At 67.8% G+C, this 23,582-nt stretch carries 24 protein-coding genes; 17 read left to right on the top strand and 7 right to left on the bottom strand.

Annotated features, from left to right (window positions below; all coding sequences use genetic code 11):
- Nucleotides 1-48: 48 nt before the first annotated feature.
- Together A5699_RS12545 and A5699_RS12540 are read right to left on the bottom strand one after the other, a co-directional pair.
- Nucleotides 49-513: a GatB/YqeY domain-containing protein gene (locus tag A5699_RS12545; RefSeq protein WP_067769707.1), complete on the bottom strand. Its 465-nt coding sequence runs from the start codon at nucleotides 511-513 to the stop codon at nucleotides 49-51.
- A 20-nt stretch (nucleotides 514-533) separates the two neighbouring features.
- A complete protein-coding gene (locus A5699_RS12540) occupies nucleotides 534-1,211 on the bottom strand; it encodes an SIMPL domain-containing protein (protein WP_067769705.1) in 678 nt (225 codons plus the stop codon).
- Nucleotides 1,212-1,250: 39 nt separating this feature from the next.
- Between A5699_RS12540 and A5699_RS12535 the strand changes: the two genes are divergently transcribed.
- From A5699_RS12535 to A5699_RS12515, 5 genes are read left to right on the top strand one after another with little or no spacing between them, the layout of a single operon-like run.
- Nucleotides 1,251-2,231, top strand: a complete 981-nt coding sequence (locus A5699_RS12535; RefSeq protein ID WP_067769703.1) for a hypothetical protein — start codon at nucleotides 1,251-1,253, stop codon at nucleotides 2,229-2,231.
- A gap of 7 nt (nucleotides 2,232-2,238) precedes the next feature.
- Entirely contained in the window at nucleotides 2,239-2,826 is a 588-nt protein-coding gene (locus A5699_RS12530; RefSeq protein ID WP_067769701.1) for a DUF4129 domain-containing protein, read from the top strand.
- A complete protein-coding gene (locus tag A5699_RS12525) occupies nucleotides 2,823-3,932 on the top strand; it encodes a DUF4350 domain-containing protein (protein ID WP_067769699.1) in 1,110 nt (369 codons plus the stop codon). The genes A5699_RS12530 and A5699_RS12525 overlap by 4 nt, the downstream gene beginning before the upstream one ends.
- Before the next feature lie 44 nt (nucleotides 3,933-3,976).
- Nucleotides 3,977-4,897: a MoxR family ATPase gene (locus A5699_RS12520; protein ID WP_231965703.1), complete on the top strand. Its 921-nt coding sequence runs from the start codon at nucleotides 3,977-3,979 to the stop codon at nucleotides 4,895-4,897.
- Nucleotides 4,897-6,219 carry a DUF58 domain-containing protein gene (locus A5699_RS12515; RefSeq protein ID WP_067769696.1) on the top strand — a complete coding sequence of 441 codons (1,323 nt, stop codon included), beginning with the start codon at nucleotides 4,897-4,899 and terminating at the stop codon, nucleotides 6,217-6,219. The genes A5699_RS12520 and A5699_RS12515 overlap by 1 nt, the downstream gene beginning before the upstream one ends.
- Before the next feature lie 77 nt (nucleotides 6,220-6,296).
- On the opposite strand, the gene A5699_RS12510 is transcribed toward A5699_RS12515, so the two are convergent.
- Nucleotides 6,297-7,289: a stage II sporulation protein M gene (locus A5699_RS12510; protein ID WP_067769692.1), complete on the bottom strand. Its 993-nt coding sequence runs from the start codon at nucleotides 7,287-7,289 to the stop codon at nucleotides 6,297-6,299.
- A 31-nt stretch (nucleotides 7,290-7,320) separates the two neighbouring features.
- Here A5699_RS12510 and A5699_RS12505 point away from each other — a divergent pair, with 31 nt between their 5' ends.
- Genes A5699_RS12505 through lfrA form a run of 3 tightly spaced genes read left to right on the top strand, consistent with a single transcriptional unit; the run spans nucleotide 7,321 to nucleotide 10,331 of the window.
- Entirely contained in the window at nucleotides 7,321-8,154 is an 834-nt protein-coding gene (locus A5699_RS12505; RefSeq protein WP_067769690.1) for an RDD family protein, read from the top strand.
- A 53-nt stretch (nucleotides 8,155-8,207) separates the two neighbouring features.
- Nucleotides 8,208-8,792 carry a TetR/AcrR family transcriptional regulator gene (locus tag A5699_RS12500; RefSeq protein WP_067769688.1) on the top strand — a complete coding sequence of 195 codons (585 nt, stop codon included), beginning with the start codon at nucleotides 8,208-8,210 and terminating at the stop codon, nucleotides 8,790-8,792.
- 24 nt (nucleotides 8,793-8,816) lie between these two features.
- Nucleotides 8,817-10,331 (top strand): efflux MFS transporter LfrA, encoded by a 1,515-nt coding sequence (lfrA, locus tag A5699_RS12495; protein ID WP_067769687.1) that lies wholly within the window; start codon nucleotides 8,817-8,819, stop codon nucleotides 10,329-10,331.
- Between the two features lie 67 nt (nucleotides 10,332-10,398).
- On the opposite strand, the gene A5699_RS12490 is transcribed toward lfrA, so the two are convergent.
- A complete protein-coding gene (locus A5699_RS12490; protein WP_067769685.1) occupies nucleotides 10,399-11,724 on the bottom strand; it encodes a carotenoid oxygenase family protein in 1,326 nt (441 codons plus the stop codon).
- Between the two features lie 57 nt (nucleotides 11,725-11,781).
- On the opposite strand from A5699_RS12490, the gene A5699_RS12485 reads away from it, so the two are divergent.
- From A5699_RS12485 to A5699_RS12475, 3 genes are all read left to right on the top strand, one after another.
- Nucleotides 11,782-12,297 carry a PadR family transcriptional regulator gene (locus A5699_RS12485; protein WP_067769683.1) on the top strand — a complete coding sequence of 172 codons (516 nt, stop codon included), beginning with the start codon at nucleotides 11,782-11,784 and terminating at the stop codon, nucleotides 12,295-12,297.
- A 69-nt stretch (nucleotides 12,298-12,366) separates the two neighbouring features.
- Nucleotides 12,367-13,104, top strand: a complete 738-nt coding sequence (locus A5699_RS12480; RefSeq protein ID WP_067769681.1) for a PadR family transcriptional regulator — start codon at nucleotides 12,367-12,369, stop codon at nucleotides 13,102-13,104.
- Between the two features lie 199 nt (nucleotides 13,105-13,303).
- On the top strand, nucleotides 13,304-13,987 hold the full coding sequence (locus A5699_RS12475; protein ID WP_067769679.1) for a hypothetical protein: 684 nt from the start codon (nucleotides 13,304-13,306) through the stop codon (nucleotides 13,985-13,987).
- On the opposite strand, the gene glpK is transcribed toward A5699_RS12475, so the two are convergent.
- Nucleotides 13,984-15,498: a glycerol kinase GlpK gene (gene glpK, locus A5699_RS12470; protein WP_067769677.1), complete on the bottom strand. Its 1,515-nt coding sequence runs from the start codon at nucleotides 15,496-15,498 to the stop codon at nucleotides 13,984-13,986. The genes A5699_RS12475 and glpK overlap by 4 nt on opposite strands.
- A gap of 58 nt (nucleotides 15,499-15,556) precedes the next feature.
- Here glpK and A5699_RS12465 point away from each other — a divergent pair, with 58 nt between their 5' ends.
- Genes A5699_RS12465 through A5699_RS12450 form a run of 4 tightly spaced genes read left to right on the top strand, consistent with a single transcriptional unit; the run spans nucleotide 15,557 to nucleotide 18,987 of the window.
- Entirely contained in the window at nucleotides 15,557-16,321 is a 765-nt protein-coding gene (locus A5699_RS12465; RefSeq protein ID WP_067769766.1) for a class I SAM-dependent methyltransferase, read from the top strand.
- 1 nt (nucleotide 16,322) lies between these two features.
- Nucleotides 16,323-16,904 (top strand): CDP-alcohol phosphatidyltransferase family protein, encoded by a 582-nt coding sequence (locus A5699_RS12460; RefSeq protein WP_067769675.1) that lies wholly within the window; start codon nucleotides 16,323-16,325, stop codon nucleotides 16,902-16,904.
- Nucleotides 16,904-17,809 (top strand): phosphatidate cytidylyltransferase, encoded by a 906-nt coding sequence (locus tag A5699_RS12455; RefSeq protein ID WP_067769673.1) that lies wholly within the window; start codon nucleotides 16,904-16,906, stop codon nucleotides 17,807-17,809. Before A5699_RS12460 ends, A5699_RS12455 begins: the two co-directional genes overlap by 1 nt.
- 11 nt (nucleotides 17,810-17,820) lie before the next feature.
- Nucleotides 17,821-18,987, top strand: a complete 1,167-nt coding sequence (locus A5699_RS12450; protein WP_082957682.1) for a lysophospholipid acyltransferase family protein — start codon at nucleotides 17,821-17,823, stop codon at nucleotides 18,985-18,987.
- Here the strand turns inward: A5699_RS12450 and A5699_RS12445 are convergent.
- Nucleotides 18,959-20,104, bottom strand: coding sequence for an acyltransferase (locus A5699_RS12445; RefSeq protein ID WP_067769670.1), 1,146 nt, complete (start codon nucleotides 20,102-20,104; stop codon nucleotides 18,959-18,961). The genes A5699_RS12450 and A5699_RS12445 overlap by 29 nt on opposite strands.
- Before the next feature lie 4 nt (nucleotides 20,105-20,108).
- Nucleotides 20,109-20,906, bottom strand: coding sequence for an MBL fold metallo-hydrolase (locus A5699_RS12440; RefSeq protein ID WP_067769668.1), 798 nt, complete (start codon nucleotides 20,904-20,906; stop codon nucleotides 20,109-20,111).
- Nucleotides 20,907-20,983: 77 nt separating this feature from the next.
- Between A5699_RS12440 and A5699_RS12435 the strand changes: the two genes are divergently transcribed.
- Both A5699_RS12435 and A5699_RS12430 read left to right on the top strand, forming a co-directional pair.
- Nucleotides 20,984-22,453, top strand: a complete 1,470-nt coding sequence (locus A5699_RS12435) for a glutamate--cysteine ligase (RefSeq protein WP_067769765.1) — start codon at nucleotides 20,984-20,986, stop codon at nucleotides 22,451-22,453.
- An 18-nt stretch (nucleotides 22,454-22,471) separates the two neighbouring features.
- Nucleotides 22,472-23,155, top strand: a complete 684-nt coding sequence (locus A5699_RS12430) for a class I SAM-dependent methyltransferase (protein WP_067769667.1) — start codon at nucleotides 22,472-22,474, stop codon at nucleotides 23,153-23,155.
- Nucleotides 23,156-23,582: the final 427 nt, after the last annotated feature.

The following is a 23,582-nucleotide window of genomic DNA, read 5'->3' as shown; positions in this document are numbered from 1 at the left end:
CGGGTCGGATCGGCGGCGGGTACCCGGGCACCGCCGTCCCAAACGTCTTCAGAGCCGGGCTTTGACCGCCGCGGAGAGCCGTGCGCCGTCCGCCTTGCCCGCGGCGATGGCCGTGGCAGCCTTCATCACCTGACCCATCTGCCGCATGCCGGGACGTTCTCCGATCTGCTCGGCCACCTGAGCGATCGCCGTGTCGGCGACGTCGGCCAGCTCGGCGTCGGTCAGCGGCGTCGGCAGGTACTCGTCGATGACGCGCGCCTCGGCATGCTCGTTGGCGGCCAACTCACCCCGACCGTTCTGGGTGTAGATCTGCGCTGCCTCACCGCGCTTCTTCGACTCCCGGGCCAGCACCGCGATCACCTCGGCGTCGGACAGCTCACGGGCCTGCTTACCCGAGACCTCCTCGCTCTGAATCGCGGCCAGCACCATGCGCAGCGTGGCGGTGCGCAGCTTGTCCTGAGACTTCATCGCGTCGGTCAGGTCCGCGCGCAGCTTGTCCTTGAGGTCGGCCATAGCGTCAACCTACGCCGCGATCAGTCCGCGCCCGCCACGAATTTCGCGTCCACCGAGACCGCGACCTCGATGTCGGCCGGGGTGAAATCGAGTTCGGGTGCTCCGCCCATCCCACCGGGGGCGGCCGCGGCGCGCAGCATCGGCGGGCCCGACGACGACAGTGGGCTGCGGCCGAGCATGCCGGCGTCGGCGATGGTCACCGGTCGCACCGGCCCGAGATCCAATGCGTCGGCGTAACGCTGGGCGCGGGTGACGGCGTCTTGCACCGCGCGGGTGTGCACGTCGGCGACGAGTTCGGCGCGATGCTCGGCCGTCAACGCCCATCCGATGCGGGACAACGAGAATCCGCCGGTCTCGGTGACGTGCCCGCCGACCCACCGCGACAGGGCGGTGAAATCGCTGAACTTCACCTCAAGGCCAACGCTGGCGTGGTGCACGAGCGGCAACTGCTTACCCTCGTTGTTCCAGGGCCGGTTGGCCCAGGTGCGGACCTGCCCGGTGGACCACCAGGTGACCGGCCCGGCCGCCGGATCGTGCAGTGGGGCGATCGAGGTTTTCACGGCATCCAGATCGCGTACCAACCGCTCGTACACCGGCTCGATCGCCGGGCCTTCGTAACCGAGTGTGACATGCGCCGTCGCACGTTCGGGCGGCTGAAAAGCGGAAAAGGACCCACGCACGATGATCTCGGTCGGCATGCCCTCACCGTAGTTGCTGCCGGCAACTACGGTGAACGTATGACGAGCGGTCGGCCACACCTTGCCCACTTCTCGGCAGGTGACGTCATCCCGCTCCGTCCGCTGAGCCTGACCGACATCTTCAACGGCGCCGTGGCCTACGTCCGGACGAATCCGAAGGCGACGCTCGGGCTGGCCACCATCGTCGTGCTGGGCGCGCAGATCATCACGCTCGCATTGCAAGTCGGGCCGATGTCGGCCCTCGGCGAATTCGATTCCACGCTGCAGGGTGAGCCGCCGTCGGCAGGCACGGTGGCGGTCTTCGCCGGGGGAGCGTTCGCCGGCATCGTCGTCACCACGCTGGCCTCGCTTCTGCTCAGCGGCATGCTCACCGTGGTGATCGGCCGCTCGGTGTTCGGCGGGACCATCACCATCGGTGAGGCCTGGCAGCGGCTGCGCGGCCGGCTGCCCGCGCTCATCGGGCTGACCATCCTGCAAGGTCTGGCACTGGTCGTGGTCATCGCGGCGGTGGCCGTCATGATCGCCGGCGCGGGTGCCGCCGTCGGCGCCTTGGCGGCGTTCGCGGTCGGTGCGCCCCTGGTGTTCCTCACGCTCGTCGCGGTGCTCTACGTGTCGACGGTGTTGTTGTTCGCGCCTGCGGTGATCGTGTTGGAGCAACGTGGCATCGTTGCGGCGATCGGCCGGTCATTCGCGTTGGTGAAGAAGGACTTCTGGCGCGTGTTCGGCATCTGGGCGCTGGCCACGTTCGTGGCCTCGATCATCGCCTGGGGTGTCGGTGCGCCGTTCAACATCGCCGGCGAGACCATGTCTTTCATGGCCGACGGACCGTCGCTCCCCGGCTTGGTCCTGGGCTCGGTCGGGGCGGCCATCGGACAGATCGTCACGGCGCCGTTCAGCGCGGGCGTGGTGGTGCTGCTGTATGCCGACCGCCGCTTCCGGGCCGAGGCGTTCGATCTGATGTTGCAGACCGGGGCGGTGGCCCCCGCCGAGACCGCCGATCGACTGTGGCTGCCGCGGTAGTGCCGAGATGACGACCATCGACATCGACCGGGACGCTGCGCATGACGCCGCGCAGAACGAGCTGAGCAAACCGATCTATCCGCGGGCCACACCGACCGATCAGATCGGTGACTGGCTCAACGACCTGCTGTACAAGATCGCCTCGGCGGGCTCGCGGATGCCCGGTGGCTGGTTCACGATCTCGGTGCTGGCGATCCTGGTCGTGGTGGCCGTGGTGGTGGCGGTGCGGATTGCCCGACGCACCATGCGCACCGACCGCAGCACCGACCCCGCGTTGTTCGACAATGCCACGCTCAGCGCCGCTCAGCACCGCTCGATCGCCGAACAGTATGCGGCACAAGGAGACTGGTCGTCAGCCATTCGTCATCGACTCCGCGCACTGGCGCGCCGTTTCGAAGAGACCGGCGTCCTCGATCCGGTTCCGGGACGCACCGCGACCGAACTCGCCCGCGATGCCGCCGCCGCGCTCCCCGGCTTGTCGAGTGAACTGTTCAGCGCAGCAACCACATTCAACGACGTCACGTACGGCGAACAGCCGGGTACTGAATCCGCCTACCGGGCCATTGCCGCGCTCGATGAGGCCGGGGTGCGATGAAAGGACGCTTACGCACGACGCGTTGGGTGCTGCTGGCCTTCGCGGTCATCGTCGCGGTGGCTGTCGCGACCGTCTATCTGACCGCGCCGCGCCCCGGCGGGGCGATGGATCCTGACTCCACCTCGCCGGACGGGACGCACGCCCTGATCAGCCTGTTGCGTGACCATGGCGTCGAGGTGATCACCGCCGCCACGACCGAGGATGTGCAACGCGCCGCCCGGCCTCACACGTTGCTGGTGGTGGCACAGACGGTCTTTCTGTCCGGTAAGGACACCGTGGCGAAGCTGGCCGACGTCCCCGGCGATCTGTTGCTCGTCGCACCGACGGCACTCACCCGCGAGAAGCTGGCCCCGCAGCTCAAGCTCGACAAGCCGACGGAGTTCGGCGGTGATCAGCCGGATTGTGCACTGCCCGAAGCGAACCGGGCCGGCCGCACCCAGCTGGGCAGCACCGACACCTACACCGCCCGGGACGTCGAGCTGACGTCGTGCTACGGCGGCGCGCTGGTGCGCTACCACGATGGGGCCCGCACCGTGACGGTCGTCGGCACCGGTGACTTCATGATGAACTCGCGCCTGCTCAAGGACGGCAACGCCGCACTGGCGATGAACCTGGCCGGCGCCTCCCCACGGATGATCTGGTATGCCCCACAGCATTTCGAAGCCGGCTCGTCCGGCGACGGTACGGTGTCGGAACTGGTGCCGCCGCAGGTGCGTTGGATCGTGCTGCAGCTGTGTCTGGTCGTGGCAGTGCTGGCGGTGGCCCAGGCTCGGCGGCTGGGCCCGTTGGTCTCCGAACCGCTGCCGGTCGTGGTCCGTGCCTCCGAGACTGTCGAGGGCCGCGGGCGGCTCTACCGGTCGCGGCGCGCGCGGGACCGGGCCGCCGATGCGTTGCGCGCCGCGGCACTGGGGCGGCTGCTCCCCCGACTCGGCCTGAGCCCGGGGGCCGCCCCGCAGACCGTCGCGGCCGCCGTCGCCGCGCGCTGCAGTACTGCCACGAACTCCGCGGGTCAGGTGCTGTTCGGGCCCGCCCCGCAGACCGATGCCGAACTCGTCTCCCTCGCCCATCAGCTCGACGACATCGAAAGGCAGGTCGCGCACTCGTGACTCAGCCCAGCAACGAGAACACCGACAAGGCCCGCGACGCCCTGATGGCGCTGCGTACCGAGATCGCCAAAGTGGTGGTCGGGCAGGATGCCGTGGTCAGCGGGCTCGTCGTCGCGCTGCTGTGCCGCGGTCACGTGCTGCTGGAGGGTGTGCCCGGGGTGGCCAAGACCCTGCTGGTGCGCACCCTGGCCGCCGCCCTTCAATTGGATTTCAAACGCGTGCAGTTCACGCCGGACCTGATGCCCGGCGATGTCACCGGTTCGCTGGTGTACGACGCGCGCACCGCCGAGTTCGAGTTCCGGGCCGGCCCGGTGTTCACCAACCTGATGCTGGCCGACGAGATCAACCGGACCCCACCGAAAACCCAAGCCGCACTTCTGGAAGCGATGGAAGAGCGACAGGTCAGCGTCGACGGCACGCCCCGGCCGCTGCCGGACCCGTTCATCGTGGCGGCCACCCAGAACCCCATCGAATACGAGGGCACCTATCAGCTGCCCGAAGCACAGCTGGACCGCTTTCTGCTCAAACTGACCGTGCCGCTGCCGCCGCGAGATGCCGAGATCGCGATCCTGGGCCGGCATGCGCACGGTTTCGACCCGCGTGATCTGTCCGCGGTGCAACCGGTGGCCGGGGCCGCCGAGCTGGCGGCCGGTCGCGAAGCCGTGCGTCAGGTGCTGGCCGGCGACGAAGTGCTGGGCTACATCGTCGACATCGTCGGCGCCACCCGGCATTCGCCGTCGCTGCAACTTGGCGTGTCACCGCGCGGGGCGACCGCGCTGCTGGCCACCTCGCGATCCTGGGCCTGGCTGTCCGGCCGCAATTACGTGACGCCCGACGACGTCAAGGCGATGGCCCGGTCCACACTGCGCCACCGGGTGGCACTGCGTCCGGAAGCCGAGCTGGAAGGCGCCACGCCCGACGGTGTGCTCGACGGCATCCTGGCCGCCGTACCGGTGCCGCGCTGATGGTTCTCACCGGCCGGGTGGGTCTGGTGGCACTGATCTGTGTGCTGCCGATCGCGTTGGCCCCCTGGCCGGCAACGGCTTTCGCGGTGTTGGCGGCGCTCCTGGTGGTCGCGGTGATCGCCGACATCGCACTGGCCGGCGGTATCAGAAGGCTGCATCTGGCCCATGGTGGCGAGGCGACGGCCCGGCTGGGTCAGACCGTGGACGCCGAACTCAGCGTGCACAACACCGGCCGGCGACGGGTCCGCGGCGCGATCCGCGACGCCTGGCCGCCCAGCGCCACAGCGCAACCGCGCGCCCACCAGGTGAACATCGATGCGGGCCAACAGGTTCGGTTGATCACCCGGCTGCATCCGGTACGGCGTGGCGATCAACGCAGCGAGCTGGTCACCATACGTTCGATCGGCCCACTGGGTCTGGCCGGGCGGCAACGCTCACAACCGCTGCCCGGGCAGGTGCGTGTCCTGCCGCCGTTCCTGTCCCGCAAGCACCTGCCGTCGCGGCTGGCCCGGCTGCGACAGTTGGACGGCGCCATCCCGGTGCTGATCCGCGGGCAGGGCACCGAATTCGATTCCCTGCGCGAGTATGTGGTGGGCGATGACGTCCGCTCGATCGACTGGCGCGCCACCGCCCGACGCGCCGACGTGGTGGTGCGCACCTGGCGCCCGGAACGCGACCGGCGGGTGCTGATCGTGCTGGACACCGGCCGTACCTCGGCCGGCCGCGTCGGCGTCGACCCCACCGCGCGGGACCCGGGCGGCTGGCCGCGGCTGGACTGGTCGATGGACGCCGCGCTGCTGCTGGCCGCCCTGGCGTCGCGGGCCGGCGATCACGTCGACTTCCTGGCCATCGACCGGGAGACCCGCGCCGGCGTCTTCAATGCCTCGCGCACCGAACTGCTGGCCGCGCTGGTCGCGGCGATGGCACCGCTGCAGCCCGCCCTGGTGGAATCCGATGCCACGGCCATGGTGTCGGCGGTGTCACGTCGGGTGCGGGGCCGCGCCCTGGTGGTGTTGCTGACCGATCTGAACGCCTCGGCGCTGGACGAGGGCTTGATGACGGTTTTGCCGCAGCTGTCGGCACGCCATCAGGTTCTGCTGGCCGCGGTGGCCGATCCGCGGGTGGACCAGTTGGCGGCGGGCCGTTCCGATGCCGCCCAGGTGTATGACGCCGCCGCTGCCGAACGGGCCCGCAACGATCGTCGGGCCATCGCGCCGCGGCTGCGCGGCCACGGTGTCGATGTGGTCGATGCCCGCCCCGAAGATCTCGCGCCCGCCCTGGCCGACCACTACCTGGCGATGAAGGCGGCCGGCAAGCTCTAGTTTTCTTCCGCGAGCAGACGCAAACCGGTCAATTTTCGCTGCGGAAAGTACGGTTTTACGTCTGCTCGGCGAAGAAATCAGGCCGTCGGGACCACGTCCGGGGCGTCCTCGAGGTCGCCGGTCTCCCCGGCCCGGACGGCCTTCCGACCGAAGTGGAACACGTAGCCCAGGAAGGCGACCTCGACGGCGACGCCGATGGCGATCCGCGCCCACGTGGGCAGCGCGGAGGGCGTCACGAGGGCTTCCACCAGGCCCGAGACCAACAGCACGACCGCCAGACCGATCGCGGCCGCGACCACCGCACGTCCCTGTTCGGCCAGTACCTGTGCGCGCGGCCGGTCCCCGGGCGCGATCACCGTCCACCCCAACCGCATTCCCACCGCTGCGGCCAAGAACACCGCGGTCAGCTCGAGCAACCCGTGCGGCGTGATCAGCCCGAGGAACAGACCACCCTTGCCCGCACTGAACATCAGCCCGGCAATCACCCCGAGGTTCGCCGCGTTCTGAAACAGCACGTACGGGATGGGTAACCCGAGCAGGATCGCGAAGGCGATGCACTGGGCGGCCACCCAGGAGTTGTTCACCCAGACCTGCAAGGCGAACGATCCGGCCGGGTGCTCGCTGTAGTACGACTCGAAGTCGTGGTTGACCAATTCGTCGATCGCGCTGGGCGTTCCGATGGCGGCCTGCACCTCGGGATTGCCCGCCACCCACAGCGCCAGCGCCGCGGTCACGATGAAGAACGCCACCGCCGAGCCGAGCCACCACCGCCAGGACCGGTAGGCCACTACCGGGAACGACACCGTCCAGAACCGGAAGAACTCGCGCCACAGCGGGGCGTGCGCACCGGTCACCGCGGCGCGGGCCCGGGCCACCAGGCCGGACAGCCGACCGATCAACACCGCATCGCCGGAGGCCGAACGCACCATCGACAGATGCGTGGAAACTCGCTGATAGAGGTCCACGAGCTCGTCGACTTCGGCACCGCTCAACTGTCGGCGTCGTTTTACCAACTGCTCCAACCGGTCCCAGGTGGGGCGATGGGCCACGACGAACGCATCGACATCCACCCGGTCGAGCCTATCGGTAGCGTGGGGCTTTATGGTCTCGCAGCCCGCGCCGGTGGTGACGGGGGACGCCGTTGTCCTCGACGTCGCGATCGCCCAGTTGCCGGTGCGCACGCTGGCCGCCTTGATCGACATCGTGGTGGTCGTCGTCGGCTATGTCATCGGCGTGGTGCTGTGGTCGATCACGCTGAGCCAGCTCGACGACGCGCTGTCGGCGGCCATCCTGATCATCTTCACGGTCCTGACCCTGGTCGGTTATCCGGTGGTGATGGAGACCGCGACGCGGGGCCGGTCGTTGGGCAAGATGGCGCTGGGGCTGCGGGTCGTGGCCGACGACGGCGGCCCGGAACGCTTCCGCCAGGCCCTGTTTCGCGGGTTGGCCGGCTTCGTCGAGATCTGGATGCTCACCGGCGGTCCCGCGGTGATCTGCAGTCTGTTGTCCGCCAAGGGCAAGCGGCTGGGCGACATCTTCGCCGGCACCGTGGTGATCAGTGAACGTGGACCGAAGCTGAACCCGCCGCCCGTGATGCCCCCGCCCCTGGCCTGGTGGGCGTCCTCGCTACAACTGTCCGGCCTCGGCCCCGAGCAGGCCGAACTGGCACGGCAGTTCCTGTCCCGCTCGGCACAAATCGATCCGCCGATACGCCATGAGATGGGGCAGCGGATCTTCGCCGAGATCGCCTCCCGCATCTCGCCGCCACCGCCACCGGGCGCTCCGGTGGAGTACGTGCTGGCCGCGGTGTTGGCCGAACGGCACCGCCGGGCCCTGGCCCGGTTACTGCCACCGGCGCACCCGACGGCGTTCCCGGCGCCCTACCCCAGCTACCCGCCACCCCCACCGACCAGCGGGTTCACCCTGCCGGGATAGCCTTATGGGACATCACTGTCTCATTTTGGCCCAGATATGTTAGATTTTCACGCATGACCAGTTCGGCAGTGGTGCACAGCGGGGCGCGGGAACGCACCCGCAGGGCGATCCTCGATGCCGCCATGACGGCGCTGGCCGACAATCCGTCGGCGTCACTGACCGACATCGCCACCGCCGCCGACGTCGGCCGCAGCACGGTGCACCGGTACTACCCGGAACGCACGGACCTGTTGCGCGCCCTGGCCCGCCACGTGCACGAACTCAGCAACGCGGCCATCGATCGTGCGGATCCCACGCATGGGCCGGCCTACGACGCGCTGCGCCGCGTGGTCGAGAGCCAACTCGACCTGGGCCCGATCGTGCTGTTCGTCTACAGCGAGCCGTCGATCCTGGCCGACCGTGAACTGGCGGCGCACCTCGACACCGGCGACGAGGCCATCGTCGAGGTACTCAACCGAGCCTCGGTGGACCGGCCCGAGTACCCGCCGTACCCGCCCGGCTGGGCCCGCCGCGTGTTCTGGGCCCTGCTGGATGCCGGCTATGAAGCCGCCAAGCAGGACGGCACCCCGCGCCATCAAATCGTCGACGCCATCATGACCAGCCTCACCGCGGGCACCGTGCATCTCCCGCGCGGCTGACCCCACTCTTCTGGAGCTCCTCGAATGTCCACCCGCCTCGACGGCTCGCCGTCGACCACCACCCCCAAACGCGCCTGGCTGGCCCTGGCCGTCCTGACGCTGCCGGTGCTGTTGATCGCGATCGACAACACCGTGCTGGCGTTCGCGCTGCCGTCGATCGCCGAGGATTTCCGGCCCCCGGCCTCCACCCAACTCTGGATCGTCGACGTCTACTCCCTGGTGTTGGCTGCGCTGCTGGTCGCCATGGGTGGTCTCGGCGACCGGTTCGGCCGGCGGCGGCTGCTGTTGATCGGCGCCACCGGTTTCGCGGTGATGTCCGTCGCGGCCGCGTTTGCGCCGAGTGCTCAGCACCTGGTGCTCGCGCGCGCCGTGCTCGGCGTGTTCGGCGCCATGCTGATGCCGTCGACGCTGTCGCTGATCCGCAACATCTTCACCGACGCGTCGGCCCGCCGGCTCGCGATCGCGATCTGGGCCTCCTGCTTCACCGCCGGATCGACCCTGGGCCCGATCGTCGGCGGGGCGCTGCTGCAGCATTTCCATTGGGGCTCGGTCTTTTTGGTGGCCGTACCGATCCTGCTGCCGCTGCTGATCCTGGGGCCCAAGCTGGTGCCCGAATCGCGTGACCCCAATCCCGGCCCGCTCGATCTGACCAGCGTGCTGTTGTCCTTCACCGCGATGCTGCCGTTCGTCTGGGCGATCAAAACCGCTGCCCATGACGGCTTCTCCGTCGTCGTCGCGGCGGCGTTCGTCGCCGGTATCGGCTCAGCGGCGCTGTTCGTTCGCCGGCAGCGGCGCAGCGCCACCCCGATGCTCGACATCGGGCTGTTCTCCTACGGACCCTTCAGCTCGTCGATCCTGGCGAACTTCCTGTCAATCGTGGGGTTGATCGGGTTCATCTTCTTCATCTCGCAGCACCTGCAACTGGTGCTGGGCCTGTCGCCGTTGACCGCGGGCCTGGTGACGCTGCCCGGTGCGGTGGTGTCGATGATCGCCGGCATCGCGGTGGTCCAGGCCGCGAAACGTTTTGCCCCGCAGACGTTGATGATCACCGGGCTGATTTTCGTGGCGGCCGGGTTCCTCCTGATCCTGCTGTTCCGCCACGATCTCTCGGTGGTCGCGGTGATCGTGTCCTTCGTCGTGCTCGAACTCGGCGTGGGCATCTCGCAGACGGTGTCCAACGACACGATCGTCGCCTCCGTTCCGGCCGCCAAAGCCGGTGCGGCATCGGCTGTCTCGGAGACGGCCTACGAGCTCGGCGCAGTGGTGGGCACCGCGACGCTGGGCACGATCTTCACGGCGTTCTACCGCAACAACATTCAGGTACCCGCCGGGTTGACTCCGACGCAGGCCGCCGACGCCGGTGAGAGCATCGGCGGGGCGGTATCGGTCGCGGCGGATGTGCCCGCGGCCACCGCAACCCAGCTTCTGGAGTCGGCCCGCACGGCGTTCGATTCGGGTATCGCGCCCACGGCGATCATCGCGGCAGTGCTGGCATTGGCGGCCGCCGGGATCGTGGCGGCGGCATTTCGCAGGGGATGATCGCGAAAGTGACACTGTGGTCGCGACTTTCGACGCGTAACGACCATAGCGTCACTTTCGCGGGAGTTCAGGCGCTGATCCAGTTCCCGTGGAACCCGTAGGGCACACGCTGCGGCAGTTTGATGGTCGCCACGGGCTTTCCGGAGAAGTCGGACGCATCCAGGATCACCAGGTCGCTGCCGTCGCGCTCCGGGTTGTAGACATAGCCGAGGTAAAAGCCATTGCTCTCGTCGGCCTGGCCCGCCCCGGGCACGAACACCGCCTCCCCCGGTCCGCCGGAGCCGAGCTCGTGACGGACACCTGCACCAGTGCGCAGGTCATAGCGGATCCAGGCCTTGTCCGCGACGGACACCGAGTACTTGGCAGGCAGACCGGCCAGCCGATCATCGATGCGGGGGAACTCGACCCCGAGTTCGTCGAGCTGGCGTTCGCGGACGGTTCCGGCCGCCAGGTCGATCCGCCACTCCCACAGCTTGCCTTCGACATCGAAGCCACCGTTATTGCGCCACATCTCGGAGTATCGAACCGCCTGCAGCACAATCGAATTGTCATTCGGAGGCGTTGCCTCGTAACTATTCACGACGTGGAACACGTAGCACGGATCGATGTCGAACCAACGGATCGAGGCGTCCGGATCGTCGCGACGCAGCACACCGAACCGGGCACCGTAGTCATCGCTCCAGCGGTAGGGCATGCCGCTTTCGCCCTCGGCCACTGCGACGTCCAGGTCGAAGACCACCGGCAGATCCATGAAGATGACGTGGCGCGCGGTCATCGCGAAGTCGTGCATCATGGTGTGCGCCTTGACATCCACCGGTCGGTTGACGATCAGGTCGCCATTGGCGTCGGCCCGGTGGTAGGTGACGTAGGGCTCGAAGATGCTGCCGTAGGAGAAGAAGTGCAGCTCGCCGGTCGTCGGGCAGATCTTGGGATGCGCGGTCATCGAGTCGACGAGCTTGCCGCCGAAGTCGTAGGCGCCCACGGTTTCCAGGTCGTTGGTGATCTCGTAGGGCAGTGAGGATTCCACCAGCGCCAGGGTCTTGCCCGCGTGGTTGACGACGTGGGTGTTGGCGACGGAGGCGCGTAGGTTGCGGGTGCCGTCAGCGTTGTACAACCGGAAGCCCTCGATGAAGCTGTCGGTGCGCACCCAGCGGTTGCGGTACCACTTGACCGCACCCTTCTCGATGCGGACACCGTGGATCATTCCGTCGCCGGTGAACCAGTGCTGCCCCGCCTGGCGCGGGTTGGGCCCGTTTCGCAGGTACCAGCCGTCGAGTTCGGCGGGGATCGCGCCATCGACGGGCAGGTCGTATTCGGTGAGTTCGTCGGCGACGGGCGCGTAATTGCCGCGCCGGAAGAAGTCGGTTTGACCGATGGGCAGTGCGGAAGTCATGCATTCACGGTGACATTCCACAACTGACATGTCAATAGTGGACGGTAGACTGCTCTCATGAGTCTGCGGATGGCGACACTTGGCCTGTTGGCACAGCACCCGGGCAGCGGGTACGACCTGCTCAAGCGGTTCGAGAAATCGATGGCCAACGTCTGGCCGGCCACCCAGAGCCAGCTGTACGGCGAGCTCAACAAGCTGGCCGACGCCGGGCTGATCGAGGTCTCGGCCGTCGGGCCACGCGGCCGCAAGGAGTACCGGATCACGCCCGCCGGCCGCAGCGAGTTACAGCACTGGATCACCCACCCCGCCGACGACCCACCCGAGCGCAGCGCCGCCCTGCTGCGGTTGTTCCTGCTCGGCGAAATACCCCGTGATCAGGCACTCGCCCACCTCGAGGCAGTGGCCGCGCACGCCGACGCCGAAGTCGCACGCCTCAAAGAACTGGAGGCATCCATCCCCTGGCCCGATGCCGACGACCTCTACGGGCACGCCGTCCTGGAATACGGCCTGCGCCTCAACACCATGCAGGCCCAGTGGGCACGGTGGCTCACGAAGACTATCGACAAGCGATAGATCCCGATATATCGTTGACGCATCGGAAGCGTGCACCGCGCTCCCTACGACAACGAAGGAGTCATTCCAATGACCAACCCATTCAACCCACCAAGCGGCTTCGGATTCGTGCCCTTCGGCCGCGAAGAAGCCCGCGCCATGTTCCGCCAGGCCCGCACCGCCCGTCGCGATCTCCGTGACCAGATGCGCGCCCAGGCCCACGCCGCCCGCGAGCAACGCATCGATCCCACCTGCCAGGCCGGATCCGGATTCGAACCGCGCGGCGGCTTCGGCTTCGGCTTCGGTCCGGGCCCCTTCGGCGGCGGACCGTTCGGCGGACCTTTCGGTGGCCCGCGGGGTCGCGGCGGCCGGGGTGGCCGACGGGGCCGCCGCGGTGACGTCCGTGCCGCCATCCTGACCCTGCTGGCCGAGCGGCCCATGCACGGCTATGAGATGACGCAGGAGATCGCCGCCCGCAGCAACAACCTGTGGAAGCCGAGCCCCGGCTCGGTGTACCCGACCCTGCAACTGCTGGTCGACGAGGGCCTGATTGCCCCGGCCGAAACCGAGGGCAGCAAGAAGACTTTCGAGTTGACGGCAGAGGGCCGTCAGGCCGCCGCCGAGATCGACACCCCGCCGTGGGAGCAGATTTTGGCGGATCAGGAAGACGAGACCCCCGGCCACCAGAACCTGCACGGGGCCGCCGCGCAGCTGATGACGGCCGTCGGTCAGTCGGCCTATGCCGCCACCGAGGAGCAGCGCCAACGCATCCTCGACATCGTCAACAACGCCCGCCGCGAGATCTACCAGGTCCTGGCCGAGGAGTAGCCGCGGCTAGCTCGCTTGTTCGCGCGAACAGGTGAGGCGCAATGCTATTCACGATGCTTAGACAGACTCTATGTGGCGGGTTACTGCTCAATACTGACCGTAATCCTCCACATAGAGCCGGCCCCGTACTAGAACGCGATACACCAGCGACAGCCGTCAACGAATCCGGCCGGTTTGGGCCACCCCGTAGGCTGCCCTCGTGGACAGTCTCGTCGCCGTCGTCGTACCGGCGCTCGTCGCAGTATTGACCGCAGCCGGCGCCGTCATCGGACTCGAATTCCGTGATGTCGACGCCTATGAGCGCCGGCGCGGCATCTGGCAGTGGTTATTGGTCCTGCTCGCGGCGGTCGCGACGATGGGCGCCACCGGCTCGGCCTCTGGGGTCGGGAGCCTGTGGCAGGCGGTCGTGATGGCCGCGGTCGGGGTGGCCGCCGTTGTACTCGCCCACGTGATGTGGCGGCGCCGGGTTCCCGACGCCGAGCCGAAGATCTTGGCCATCGCGACGGCCGCGGCCCTCTCGGCGGTCCTGGTGGTGGTGGGCTCGACGGCCCTCATCTACGTCCGGAGCGCAGGTTGCCGCCAGGTCGATCCGCTCGTGCAGTCCAGCCTGGTGAGTACCGGCGCCCTCATGCCGGCCGTCGGCCCCAACCAGGGACCGACGGCCGGTGACTACCAGGACTGGGCCAAGATCATCCGCGAGCAGGCCGACCAGGTGACCAAGGGTGAGGTCGCCCAGCACGCACACCGGATGGGTGAGCTCGCGGGACAGATCGTCGATGCGGCCGGCAGTGGCCGCAAGGCCGACCACGCGTTGCTCGGTACGCAGTATCAGAACGAACTCAAGTCCATTCTGACGACGTGTCAGATCTCGGTTACTCGCTAGATCTCCACCCAATCCAGCGTGCGCTCAACGGCTTTGCGCCAGCCGGCGTAGCCGGACTGCCTGGCCTGGTCATCCCATTGCGGGCTCCAGCGCCGGCCTTCCTGCCAGTTGGCCCGTAGGTCCTCGGGGCTCTCCCAGAACCCGACCGCGAGCCCGGCCGCATACGCCGCACCCAGCGCGGTGGTCTCGGCCACCACCGGCTTGACCACCTCGACACCGAGCACGTCGGCCTGGATCTGCATGCACAGCGTGTTGGCGGTGATGCCGCCGTCGACCTTCAAAACCTCAAGGTGCACACCGGAATCGGCCTCCATGGCCTCGACCACGTCGCGACTTTGATAGCAGATCGCCTCGAGGGTGGCGCGGGCCAGGTGTGCGTTGGTGTTGTACCGCGACAGCCCGACGATGACGCCCCTGGCGTCGGAACGCCAGTACGGGGCGAACAGCCCGGAGAACGCGGGTACGAAGTACACCCCACCGTTGTCGCTGACCTGCCGGGCCAGCGCCTCGCTCTGGGCCGCACCGCTGATGATGCCCAGTTGATCCCGCAGCCACTGCACCGCCGAACCGGTCACCGCGATCGAACCCTCAAGGGCGTAAATGGGTTTGGCGTCCCCGAACTGATAGCAGACCGTCGTGAGCAAGCCGTTGGACGAGCGCACGATCTTCTCGCCGGTGTTGAGCAGCAGGAAATTGCCGGTGCCATAAGTGTTCTTGGCCTCACCGGGGGCCAGGCACACCTGCCCCACCATGGCGGCCTGCTGGTCACCCAGAATGCCGGTCACCGGCACCTGCCCGGCCAGCGGTCCGTCGTCGCGCGTGATCCCGAACGACTCCGGATATGACGACGGCTTGATCTCGGGCAGCATCTGACGAGGAATGTCGAAGAACGACAACAGCTCGTCGTCCCAGTCCAGGGTTTCCAGGTTCATCAGCATCGTGCGGCTGGCGTTGGTGACGTCGGTGACGTGCACACCGCCGCGGTAGCCGCCGGTCAGATTCCAGGTCACCCAACTGTCGGCGGTGCCGAAGATGGCGTCACCGTTTTCCGCATCCCGCCGCACGCCGTCGACGTTCTCCAGGATCCACTGGATCTTGCCCGCCGAGAAATACGTGGCCGGCGGCAATCCGGCCTTGCGCCGGATCACGTCGCCGCGGCCGTCCCGGTCCAGCGCGGCCGCGATGCGGTCCGTGCGGGTGTCCTGCCAGACGATGGCGTTGTGGTACGGACGGCCGGTGTGCCGATTCCAGACCAGGGTGGTCTCGCGCTGATTGGTGATGCCCAGCGCAGCGACGTCACCGGCAGACAGGTTGGTCTTGTTCAGCGCGGTCATGATGGCCGCGGCGGTGCGTTCCCAGATCTCGACCGGGTTGTGTTCCACCCACCCGGCCTTGGGCAGGATCTGCTCGTGTTCGAGCTGATGACGCCCCACCTCGGCACCGCTGTGATCGAAGATCATGCAGCGCGTGCTGGTGGTGCCCTGGTCGATCGCGGCTACGAAGTCGGCCAACGTCTTTCCTCCATACAGGTAGAACTACTGTGCCGGGAACCTGTCGCAATCGTCCATGATGGCCTACATGGACCGTGAGCCGACCGATATCGACCGGATGCCAAGGGGCGGGTTCCGGGCGTCGTGCCTGGATCGGCTGCTGGAAACCGACCGGCAGGAGTATCTGGACCGCGACGATGTCGACGTGTCGGTCAAGCGCCAGGTGATCGGCGCACTGGATTGGACCGGCCGGTTCTTCAAGAACCATCAGCGGTTCGCCGCGATCGCGCTCGATCTCGTCGCCGAGGTGCCCGATCCACGCATCCTCGAACTGGGTGCCGGCCACGGCGGGGTGTCCCGGCAACTGCTGGCCGATCACCCTACGGCCCGCGTCACCGTCACCGACGTCGACGCCGAGTCGGTGGCCCGCATCGCTGAAAGCGACCTCGGCAGCCACCCCTGCGCCGAGGTCCGGCAGATGGATGCCACCGCGATCGACGCCGCCGACGACAGCTACGACCTGGTGCTGTTCGCCCTGTCCTTTCACCATCTGCGCCCGGCCCAGGCCGCCCGGGTGTTCGCCGAGGGCACCCGGGTGGCCAAGACACTGTTGATCATCGACCTGCCCCGACCACCGGCGCCGCTGCACCTGCTGCAGCTGGCCACCATGCTGCCGGCCGCCCTGGTGTTGCCGTTTGCCCACGACGGGGTGATCAGCTCACTGCGCACCTACAGCCCCTCGGCCCTGCGCAGCCTGGCCCGCCACGCCGACCCGTCCATCGAGGTCGACCTGCGCGGCGGCCCGGCCTCGCCGCAGATCGTCATCGCCCGCAGAAGTCGTTGACATGCAAGGCCTTTACGCGTTCAAGCCGTGGTACACCCGCCGTCTCGGCGGCATCGTCGACGCCGCGGTGGCGCGCGGCGTCTCCCCGGACGTCTTCACCCTCGCCGGGGTGATCGCCGCGGCCGCCGCCGCCGTCGCCGTCGCCTACGGTTGGTGGCCGCTGGTGATCGTGCTGCTGGGCGCACGGTTGGCCGGTGCGAACCTCGACGGGGCGGTGGCCCGGGCCCGCGGGGTGAGCCGGCCGTGGGGATTCGTGCTCAACGAGATCGGTGACCGGACATCGGACCTGGTGGTGTTCGCCGGGTTGGCGGCATTGGCGGTCCGCACCGGCGGGTCGGTCGTCTGGGTACTGGTGGCGGCGCTGGCCGCGACGCTGCCGACGTTCGCCTCCCTGGCCGCCGCGGGCGCAGGTGCGACGCGGCGCAACGGCGGCCCGTTCGGCAAAACCGAGCGCTGCCTTGCGGTTGTGGTGGCGTGCGCGCTGCCCGCGATCCTCGGCTGGGTCTGCATTGTGATCGTGGCCGGTTCTGTGTTGACCACCGCGACCCGGTTGGTCGGCACACATCGCGAACTGGCCGCCTGATGCTGGTCGACGAGTATCTGCGGCTGCTGCACTGGGACCGCAACCTGCCGTTGGTGATCGACTGGGGCCCGTTCGACATTCACATCGTGGGCCGGTCGGTGTTCTACCTGTGGGTGACGCTCGTCATCCTGGCGCTGGCCGGCATCGCCGTATTCGTCTCTCGCAAGCGGGAATTGATCCAGAAGTGGACCACGTGGGTGCTGATCATGCCGGTGGTCGGCATCCCGATCTGGCTGGGGCGCGGGCCGACGGCGGTGCTGGCCGCCGTGTTGGCGGTCATCGCTGTCTGCGAGTACGCCCGCCTGGTCAAGCTCAACCGTGTCGACACCTCGGTGCTGCTCGGCCTGGCGGTGCTCTATCCGTTGACCGCGTGGCTGCACCCGTCCTGGCTGGGGCTGGCGGCCATCGGCGTGCTGTTGTGCGCGCTGCCGGCGGTGCTCGGCGGCGACGTCGCCGACGGTAGCCGCCGCGCCGCCTTCACCGGGTTCGGTTCGGTGTGGATCTGTTGGTCGCTGGCACATCTGGTGATGTTGTGGGAGAACGCTTTTCTGGTCTGTTTCGCCGCGGCTGCCACCGATGTCGCCGCCTGGTGCGGAGGCAAGGGGCTGCGCCGCTTCGGCTGGGCCCGCCGCCCGCTGTCCCCGTTGAGCCCGAACAAGACCGTCGGCGGCATCGTCGGCGCGGTGTTCGGCGCCTTCCTCGTGCTGACGTTGTTGGGCACGATCTCGGTGGGGCTTCTCGTCGCGGTGGCGTTCGGCGGGGTGTTGGGTGACCTGTTGGAGTCGATGGTCAAACGCCAGGCCAATGTGAAGGACGCCGGCGACTGGTTGCCCGGGTTCGGCGGGCTGCTCGACCGCATCGACTCCCTGCTGTTGGTGTTGCCTCTGGCGTATCTACTGTCATGAGCCCTGCTGTCATGAAAATCGGCACTCGGTTCCGGCATTACCTGTGGCGCGTGGCGTGCAGCCTGTCCGGCGGCCTGACCGTCACCGGGCACTGGCAGCATCCAGGCGGCTGCATCGTCGTGGCCAATCACGGCTCGCACGCCGACACCGCGGCGATGCTCGCGGCGCTGCCGCCGTCGGCGGCACCGGTGTTCGCCGCGGCCTCCGATTACTGGTTCGACGTGCCGGTGCGCCGCTTCCTGATCACCACTCTGGCCGGCGCCCTGCCGGTGCGCCGGACCGCGTCGAGCACCTACGCGGGGCTCCTTGAGGCGGTGCGGCCCGCCGTCGCCGCCGGCCGCGCCGTCGTCGTCTTCCCCGAAGGCACCCGCTCCTGCACCGGAGACGTCGGCGAGTTCCGTTCCGGGGCATTGCATCTGGCCCGCGACTGTGGAGTACCGGTGATACCCGTCGCGCTGTTGGGCACCCGCGACGTCCTACCCAAGAACGGCGCGTTCCATCCCGGCCCCATGGAGGTCCGCATCGGCGAGCCCCTCGACCCGAACACGCTCGACGCCACCGCGCTGCGCGAGACGGTCGTCACCGCCCGCGATGCGGCGCCGGTCCGCACCCGCACCTCGCGGGTCTGGTCGGCGATCGCCCGCGTGGTCGATGCGCGGCTGAGCGTGCTCCTGGCGCTGCTGTGGGGTTTCGCCGAGGCGTTGAGCTGGCCCATCATCGCCGAAATGGCGTTGATCACCTTGGCGGCGGCAGTGCCGCGCCGGGTGATGCCGTGGGCGCTGGCGGTGACGGCCGGGTCCGTGCTCGGCGTGGTGACCACGGCCTGGCTGGCCTCTCGGGGCGTGTTGTTGCCGACGCCGTGGACGACGACGCGTATGGCCGCCACCGCCTACGAGCAACTCGCCGCCGGCCCGCACGCCATGCTGAACCAGGCACTGTCGGGTGTCCCGGTGAAGGTGTACGCCCGCGCCGCCGGTGAACACGGGATCAGTCTGTGGGCCTTGACGGGTTGGACCGTTATCGAACGCGGACTGCGAATCTGCTTGTGGGGTTTGGTGATCTGGTGGCTGGCCCGACTGCTACATCCGTGGTTGCGGCGGCTCTACGGCACTTACCTGGTGCTGGTGGGCATCGGGTTCGCGGTGGCGCTCAGCGCGATCGTCGCGGCCTGGTCGTGACGTGCAACAGCCACGCGAACGGCAGCGTCGCCAGCAACGTGACGAGAAACAACACCGTCGCCGAGCCGGTGTACACATGCCAGCCCAGCACGAACTCCATGACGAGATCCATGGCCACCACGTGCAACAGGAAGATCTCGTAGGAAATCTCGCCGAGCCACACCATCGGCCGACTGCCCATCACCGCGGCGTACACACCGTTGCCGTTCAACGCCAGCGGCGCCACCACCAGGGTCGCGATGATGGCGTAGAACAGGGTCTTGGCGAGGTCTTCGGTCAAATCCAGAGAGACGGCAGTGGTCACGCCCGCGATCGGGGTGGACACCACCAGATAGCACGCCAACGCCAAGGGTAATGCTGCCAACGCATAGCAGCGCACACCCACCGTGCCCAACACGGCGAGCATCATCCCCCCGACGAACCACACCAGATAGTGCGGGAGCCAGGTCCCACCGCCCACCGGAAGCCAGTCGGTGTTGTGCAACAACAGCAGCCACACCGGGCTGACCAGGGCCAGGACCGCCAACCCGGTCAACAGCACCACCGGTCGAAAACGCCTGCGGCACAGCAGGACCAACAACACACAGGCCAACGCGGGCAGCACCGCATAGAACGCGACCTCCACCGCCAGGCTCCACATCTGACTCAGCCCCTGGTGCAGATACGCGGTGAAGTAGTTGTCGCTGTAGATCTGGGTCAGGGTCAGGTTGCGCAGCAGGCCGGTCCAGGTGTGTCCCGGATTCGGTTGCACCGGCCGGATTTCGTAGATGCCGAAGACGATCAGGACGGTGACGACGTAGGCCGGCATGATGCGGCGGAACCGATTTCGCGCATAGCGCCCAACGCTGGGCGCTTTCCCTCCAGAGGCAGCCGCGTGCACCCAGGGCCGGAACAGCAACAGCCCGGACAGGACGAAGAAGATCGCCACCCCGACCTCGAGGCGGGCACTCATCAACCCCAGATATCCCTGCGACAGCAGGCCGGTGCCATACGCCGCGTGGGTGCCCATCACCGTCAACGCCGCCACCGCGCGTACCCCGGTGAGCGCGGCGACCCGATCGGCACGCGAAACCTGTTCGAGACCGCCCTGCTCGGTGTCGTTCGACGACGACGTCACCGCGTCAGTATGCGACGGATGCTCCCCGGTCCAGCTCGATGACCCGCTCCCCCAGCCCGCGTCGGGCCATCTCGGCCCGGAAGTCGTTCAATGACGATGCGAAGACGCTGTAGTCGTCGAAGTGCACCGGGATCATCTTCGGCAGGTCCAGCAGCTCCACCAGGTCGGCGCCCTGGCGCGCATCCATCGTCACGGTGAGACCCGGCAGTTTCGGCCCGGCAGGCAGCCGGGTGCCGCCCAGATGCAGTACCCCGAGGTCGATCGACGAGAACCGCACCGGGATCTCACGTAGCTCGTCGACGAACAGGGTGTCACCCGAGATATAGAGCCGCCGGGTCGCGCCCGCGTTGGCGAACTCCACCATCGAGCCCATCACCGGCGGCAACAACCGGTCCAACGGGGTGGGGGCATGCCGTCCGGGCAGCGAGGTGACGGTCACCGTGGTGTCGCCCTTGACGATGCGGTGGCTTTGCCAGGTGGCCATCCCCACGGCCTGACCGAAGCCGCGGTGCTCGAGCCGTTTGGCGGCGTGCGGAGTGGTCAGGATCGGCAGGGTGTGGTCCAGCTTGCGCTGCGTTACCCGGTCCCAGTGGTCGCCGTGCATGTGTGAGAGCAACACCGCATCCACCGGTGGCAGCTCTTCGATGGTCAATGCTGGTTCTTTCAACCGTTTGGAGAGCAGGCCGTATCCGAGGTAGGCGTGCTGGCCCCGGTGCAGGAAGTTCGGATCGGTGAGCAGGGTGATGCCGTCGACCGCGATCAACGTCGTGGCATTGCCGACGAACGTGACGGTGATTTCCATTCCGCCCGGCTACCCCGTGGTGCAGAGATTATGCGTGTTCGGTTGCGCCGGCCCCACGCGGCGTGTTGCATCGCGGTGTGGGCGAAGAGGTCAAGAACACCGAGTTCAGCCGATCGCACCGGCAGGAGTACCGGCGCAAGGTGCAACTGTGCCTCGACGTGTTCGAGACCATGCTGGCCCAGTCGAGCTTCGAGTTCGAACGCCCGCTCACCGGCATGGAGATCGAGTGCAACCTCGTCGACAACGAGTACCAACCGGCGATGTCCAACCAAGAGGTGCTGGCCGCCATCGCCGATCCGGCCTACCAGACCGAATTGGGTGCCTACAACATCGAATTCAACGTGCCGCCGCGCCCGCTGCCGGGCCGGGCCGCGCTGGACCTGGAGGAGGAGGTGCGGCTGAGCCTCAACGCCGCCGAGACCAAAGCCCATGAGGACGGCGCGCACATCGTGATGGTGGGCATCCTGCCGACCCTGGTGCCCGAGCATCTCTCGAACGGCTGGATGAGCGAGTCCACGCGATATCAGGCGCTCAACGACTCGATCTTCACCGCCCGCGGCGAGGACATGCCGATCGACATCTCGGGCCCCGAACGGCTCAGCCTGCAGTCGGCGTCCATCGCGCCCGAGTCCGCGTGCACCAGCATGCAATTGCACCTGCAGGTCTCCCCCGCGGACTTCGCCCGCAACTGGAACGCCGCTCAGGTACTGGCCGGCCCGCAACTCGCCGTGGGCGCCAACTCACCGTATTTCTTCGGCCACCAGTTGTGGGCCGAGACCCGCATCGAGCTGTTCACCCAAGCCACCGATACCCGCCCCGACGAGCTCAAGGCCCAAGGGGTACGCCCGCGGGTCTGGTTCGGGGAGCGGTGGATCACCTCGATCTTCGATCTGTTCGAGGAGAACGTACGGTACTTTCCGTCGCTGCTGCCCGAGCTTTCCGACGAGGATCCGGTGGCCGAGCTGGCGGCCGGCCGGGCCCCACAGCTGGCGGAGCTGCGGCTGCACAACGGCACCATCTACCGGTGGAACCGCCCGGTCTATGACGTGGTGAACGGGCGTCCACATCTGCGGGTGGAGAACCGGGTGCTGCCCGCCGGCCCGACCGTGGTGGACATGATGGCCAATGCGGCCTTCTACTACGGCCTGCTGCGGACGTTGTCCGAGGAGGACCGGCCGCTGTGGACCAAGATGAGCTTTGCGGCGGCCCATCACAACTTCACCGCGGGCGCGCAGCACGGGATCGAGGCCCGGCTGTACTGGCCCGGACTCGGCGAGGTGACTGCCGACGAGCTGGTGCTGCGACAGTTACTGCCGCTGGCGCACGACGGGCTACGCCGGTGGGGGGTGGCGAGCGAGGTCAGCGACCGCTATCTCGGGGTGATCGAGGGCCGCGCCAAGGCCCGCCGCACCGGCGCGACGTGGCAGGTGACCACGGTCGAGGAGCTGCAGTCACAGGGCTTGACGCGGCCGAAGGCACTGGCCGAGATGTTGCGGCGCTACGTCCAGCTGATGCACAGCAACGAGCCGGTCCACACCTGGGATTGAGACGCGTACTTTTGAGTCATGACATCTGAACAGGTCTTGGACTGGGATGGCGCATACAAGGGGGAGGGCGGTTTCGAGGGGCCGCCGCCATGGAACATCGGCGAGCCGCAGCCCGAGCTTGCCGCGCTACACCAGGCCGGGAAGTTCCGCAGCGACGTGCTCGACGCGGGTTGCGGTCATGCCGAGCTGTCCCTGGCCCTCGCGTCCGACGGCTTCACCGTGGTGGGTCTGGATCTGAGCCCGACGGCGATCGCCGCGGCAAACAATGCCGCACAGCTTCGCGGGCTGTCGACGGCCAGCTTCGCCCAGGCCGACATCACGTCGTTCACCGGTTACGACGGCCGGTTCAACACGGTGGTGGATTCGACCCTGTTCCACTCACTGCCAGTGGAGGGGCGCGACGGGTACCTGCGCTCGATCCACCGGGCGTCGGCGCCGGGCGCCGGCTACTACGTGCTGGTGTTCGCGAAAGGCGCGTTCCCCGCCGAGTTGGAGACCAAGCCCAACGAGGTGTCCGAAGTCGAACTGCGCGATGCGGTGTCGAAGTACTGGGAGGTCGACGACATCCGGCCGGCGTTCATCCACGCCAACGCCGTCGCGATGCCTGCCGACGTGCCGTTCGAGATGCCCAAACACGGTTTCGACGAAAAGGGCCGGATCAAATTCCCGGCGTTCCTGCTAAGTGCGCATAAGGCCGGCTGACGTCCCGTTCCCTGAACCGCCGGGCGTCGGGGTCCGGGTGATTCGCCAGCATTCTGGCCAAGTCAATCGCAGCTTTCGGACGGGCATCCGATGCGCCCGCCTAATAGCGACAATCGAGCGACAATCGCCACACTTGTCACCATGCACCCCACCAAACCCATTGTCGCTCGGCGGTTTTGCCACTCACACACCATGGGCCTCATGAGTATCACCCGTCCAGCGCCCGCATACGAGCGACTCCGTCGCTGATAGGTGAACAACCCAAAATCCGTGGCACCTGAGGCTTTTGGCGACTCAAGTGACAGTTGTACTCATGACCTTGTGACCAGCGGTGCCTCAGATGTTCAGGAGGCGATTGTCGCTCGATTGTCGCTATTAAGCGGGCAGATCGTCAGGTGCTTTCCGTCCGCGACGCGGTGACGGCTCA

Source organism: Mycobacterium sp. E802 (assembly GCF_001666875.1).
Taxonomy (GTDB): domain Bacteria; phylum Actinomycetota; class Actinomycetes; order Mycobacteriales; family Mycobacteriaceae; genus Mycobacterium.
The sequence above is the reverse complement of the archived record's forward strand: the minus strand, read 5'-3'. Positions and strand labels throughout refer to the sequence as shown.

Excerpts from the sequence above, each read along its gene's own strand:
- A5699_RS12545 (WP_067769707.1), bottom strand. The coding sequence starts at position 513 with ATGGCCGACCTCAAGGACAAGCTGCGCGCGGACCTGACCGACGCGATG.
- A5699_RS12540 (WP_067769705.1), bottom strand. The coding sequence starts at position 1,211 with ATGCCGACCGAGATCATCGTGCGTGGGTCCTTTTCCGCTTTTCAGCCG.
- A5699_RS12535 (WP_067769703.1), top strand. The coding sequence starts at position 1,251 with ATGACGAGCGGTCGGCCACACCTTGCCCACTTCTCGGCAGGTGACGTC.
- A5699_RS12530 (WP_067769701.1), top strand. The coding sequence starts at position 2,239 with ATGACGACCATCGACATCGACCGGGACGCTGCGCATGACGCCGCGCAG.
- A5699_RS12525 (WP_067769699.1), top strand. The coding sequence starts at position 2,823 with ATGAAAGGACGCTTACGCACGACGCGTTGGGTGCTGCTGGCCTTCGCG.
- A5699_RS12520 (WP_231965703.1), top strand. The coding sequence starts at position 3,977 with ATGGCGCTGCGTACCGAGATCGCCAAAGTGGTGGTCGGGCAGGATGCC.
- A5699_RS12515 (WP_067769696.1), top strand. The coding sequence starts at position 4,897 with ATGGTTCTCACCGGCCGGGTGGGTCTGGTGGCACTGATCTGTGTGCTG.
- A5699_RS12505 (WP_067769690.1), top strand. The coding sequence starts at position 7,321 with ATGGTCTCGCAGCCCGCGCCGGTGGTGACGGGGGACGCCGTTGTCCTC.
- A5699_RS12500 (WP_067769688.1), top strand. The coding sequence starts at position 8,208 with ATGACCAGTTCGGCAGTGGTGCACAGCGGGGCGCGGGAACGCACCCGC.
- lfrA (WP_067769687.1), top strand. The coding sequence starts at position 8,817 with ATGTCCACCCGCCTCGACGGCTCGCCGTCGACCACCACCCCCAAACGC.
- A5699_RS12490 (WP_067769685.1), bottom strand. The coding sequence starts at position 11,724 with ATGACTTCCGCACTGCCCATCGGTCAAACCGACTTCTTCCGGCGCGGC.
- A5699_RS12485 (WP_067769683.1), top strand. The coding sequence starts at position 11,782 with ATGAGTCTGCGGATGGCGACACTTGGCCTGTTGGCACAGCACCCGGGC.
- A5699_RS12480 (WP_067769681.1), top strand. The coding sequence starts at position 12,367 with ATGACCAACCCATTCAACCCACCAAGCGGCTTCGGATTCGTGCCCTTC.
- A5699_RS12465 (WP_067769766.1), top strand. The coding sequence starts at position 15,557 with ATGGCCTACATGGACCGTGAGCCGACCGATATCGACCGGATGCCAAGG.
- A5699_RS12460 (WP_067769675.1), top strand. The coding sequence starts at position 16,323 with ATGCAAGGCCTTTACGCGTTCAAGCCGTGGTACACCCGCCGTCTCGGC.
- A5699_RS12455 (WP_067769673.1), top strand. The coding sequence starts at position 16,904 with ATGCTGGTCGACGAGTATCTGCGGCTGCTGCACTGGGACCGCAACCTG.
- A5699_RS12450 (WP_082957682.1), top strand. The coding sequence starts at position 17,821 with ATGAAAATCGGCACTCGGTTCCGGCATTACCTGTGGCGCGTGGCGTGC.
- A5699_RS12440 (WP_067769668.1), bottom strand. The coding sequence starts at position 20,906 with ATGGAAATCACCGTCACGTTCGTCGGCAATGCCACGACGTTGATCGCG.
- A5699_RS12430 (WP_067769667.1), top strand. The coding sequence starts at position 22,472 with ATGACATCTGAACAGGTCTTGGACTGGGATGGCGCATACAAGGGGGAG.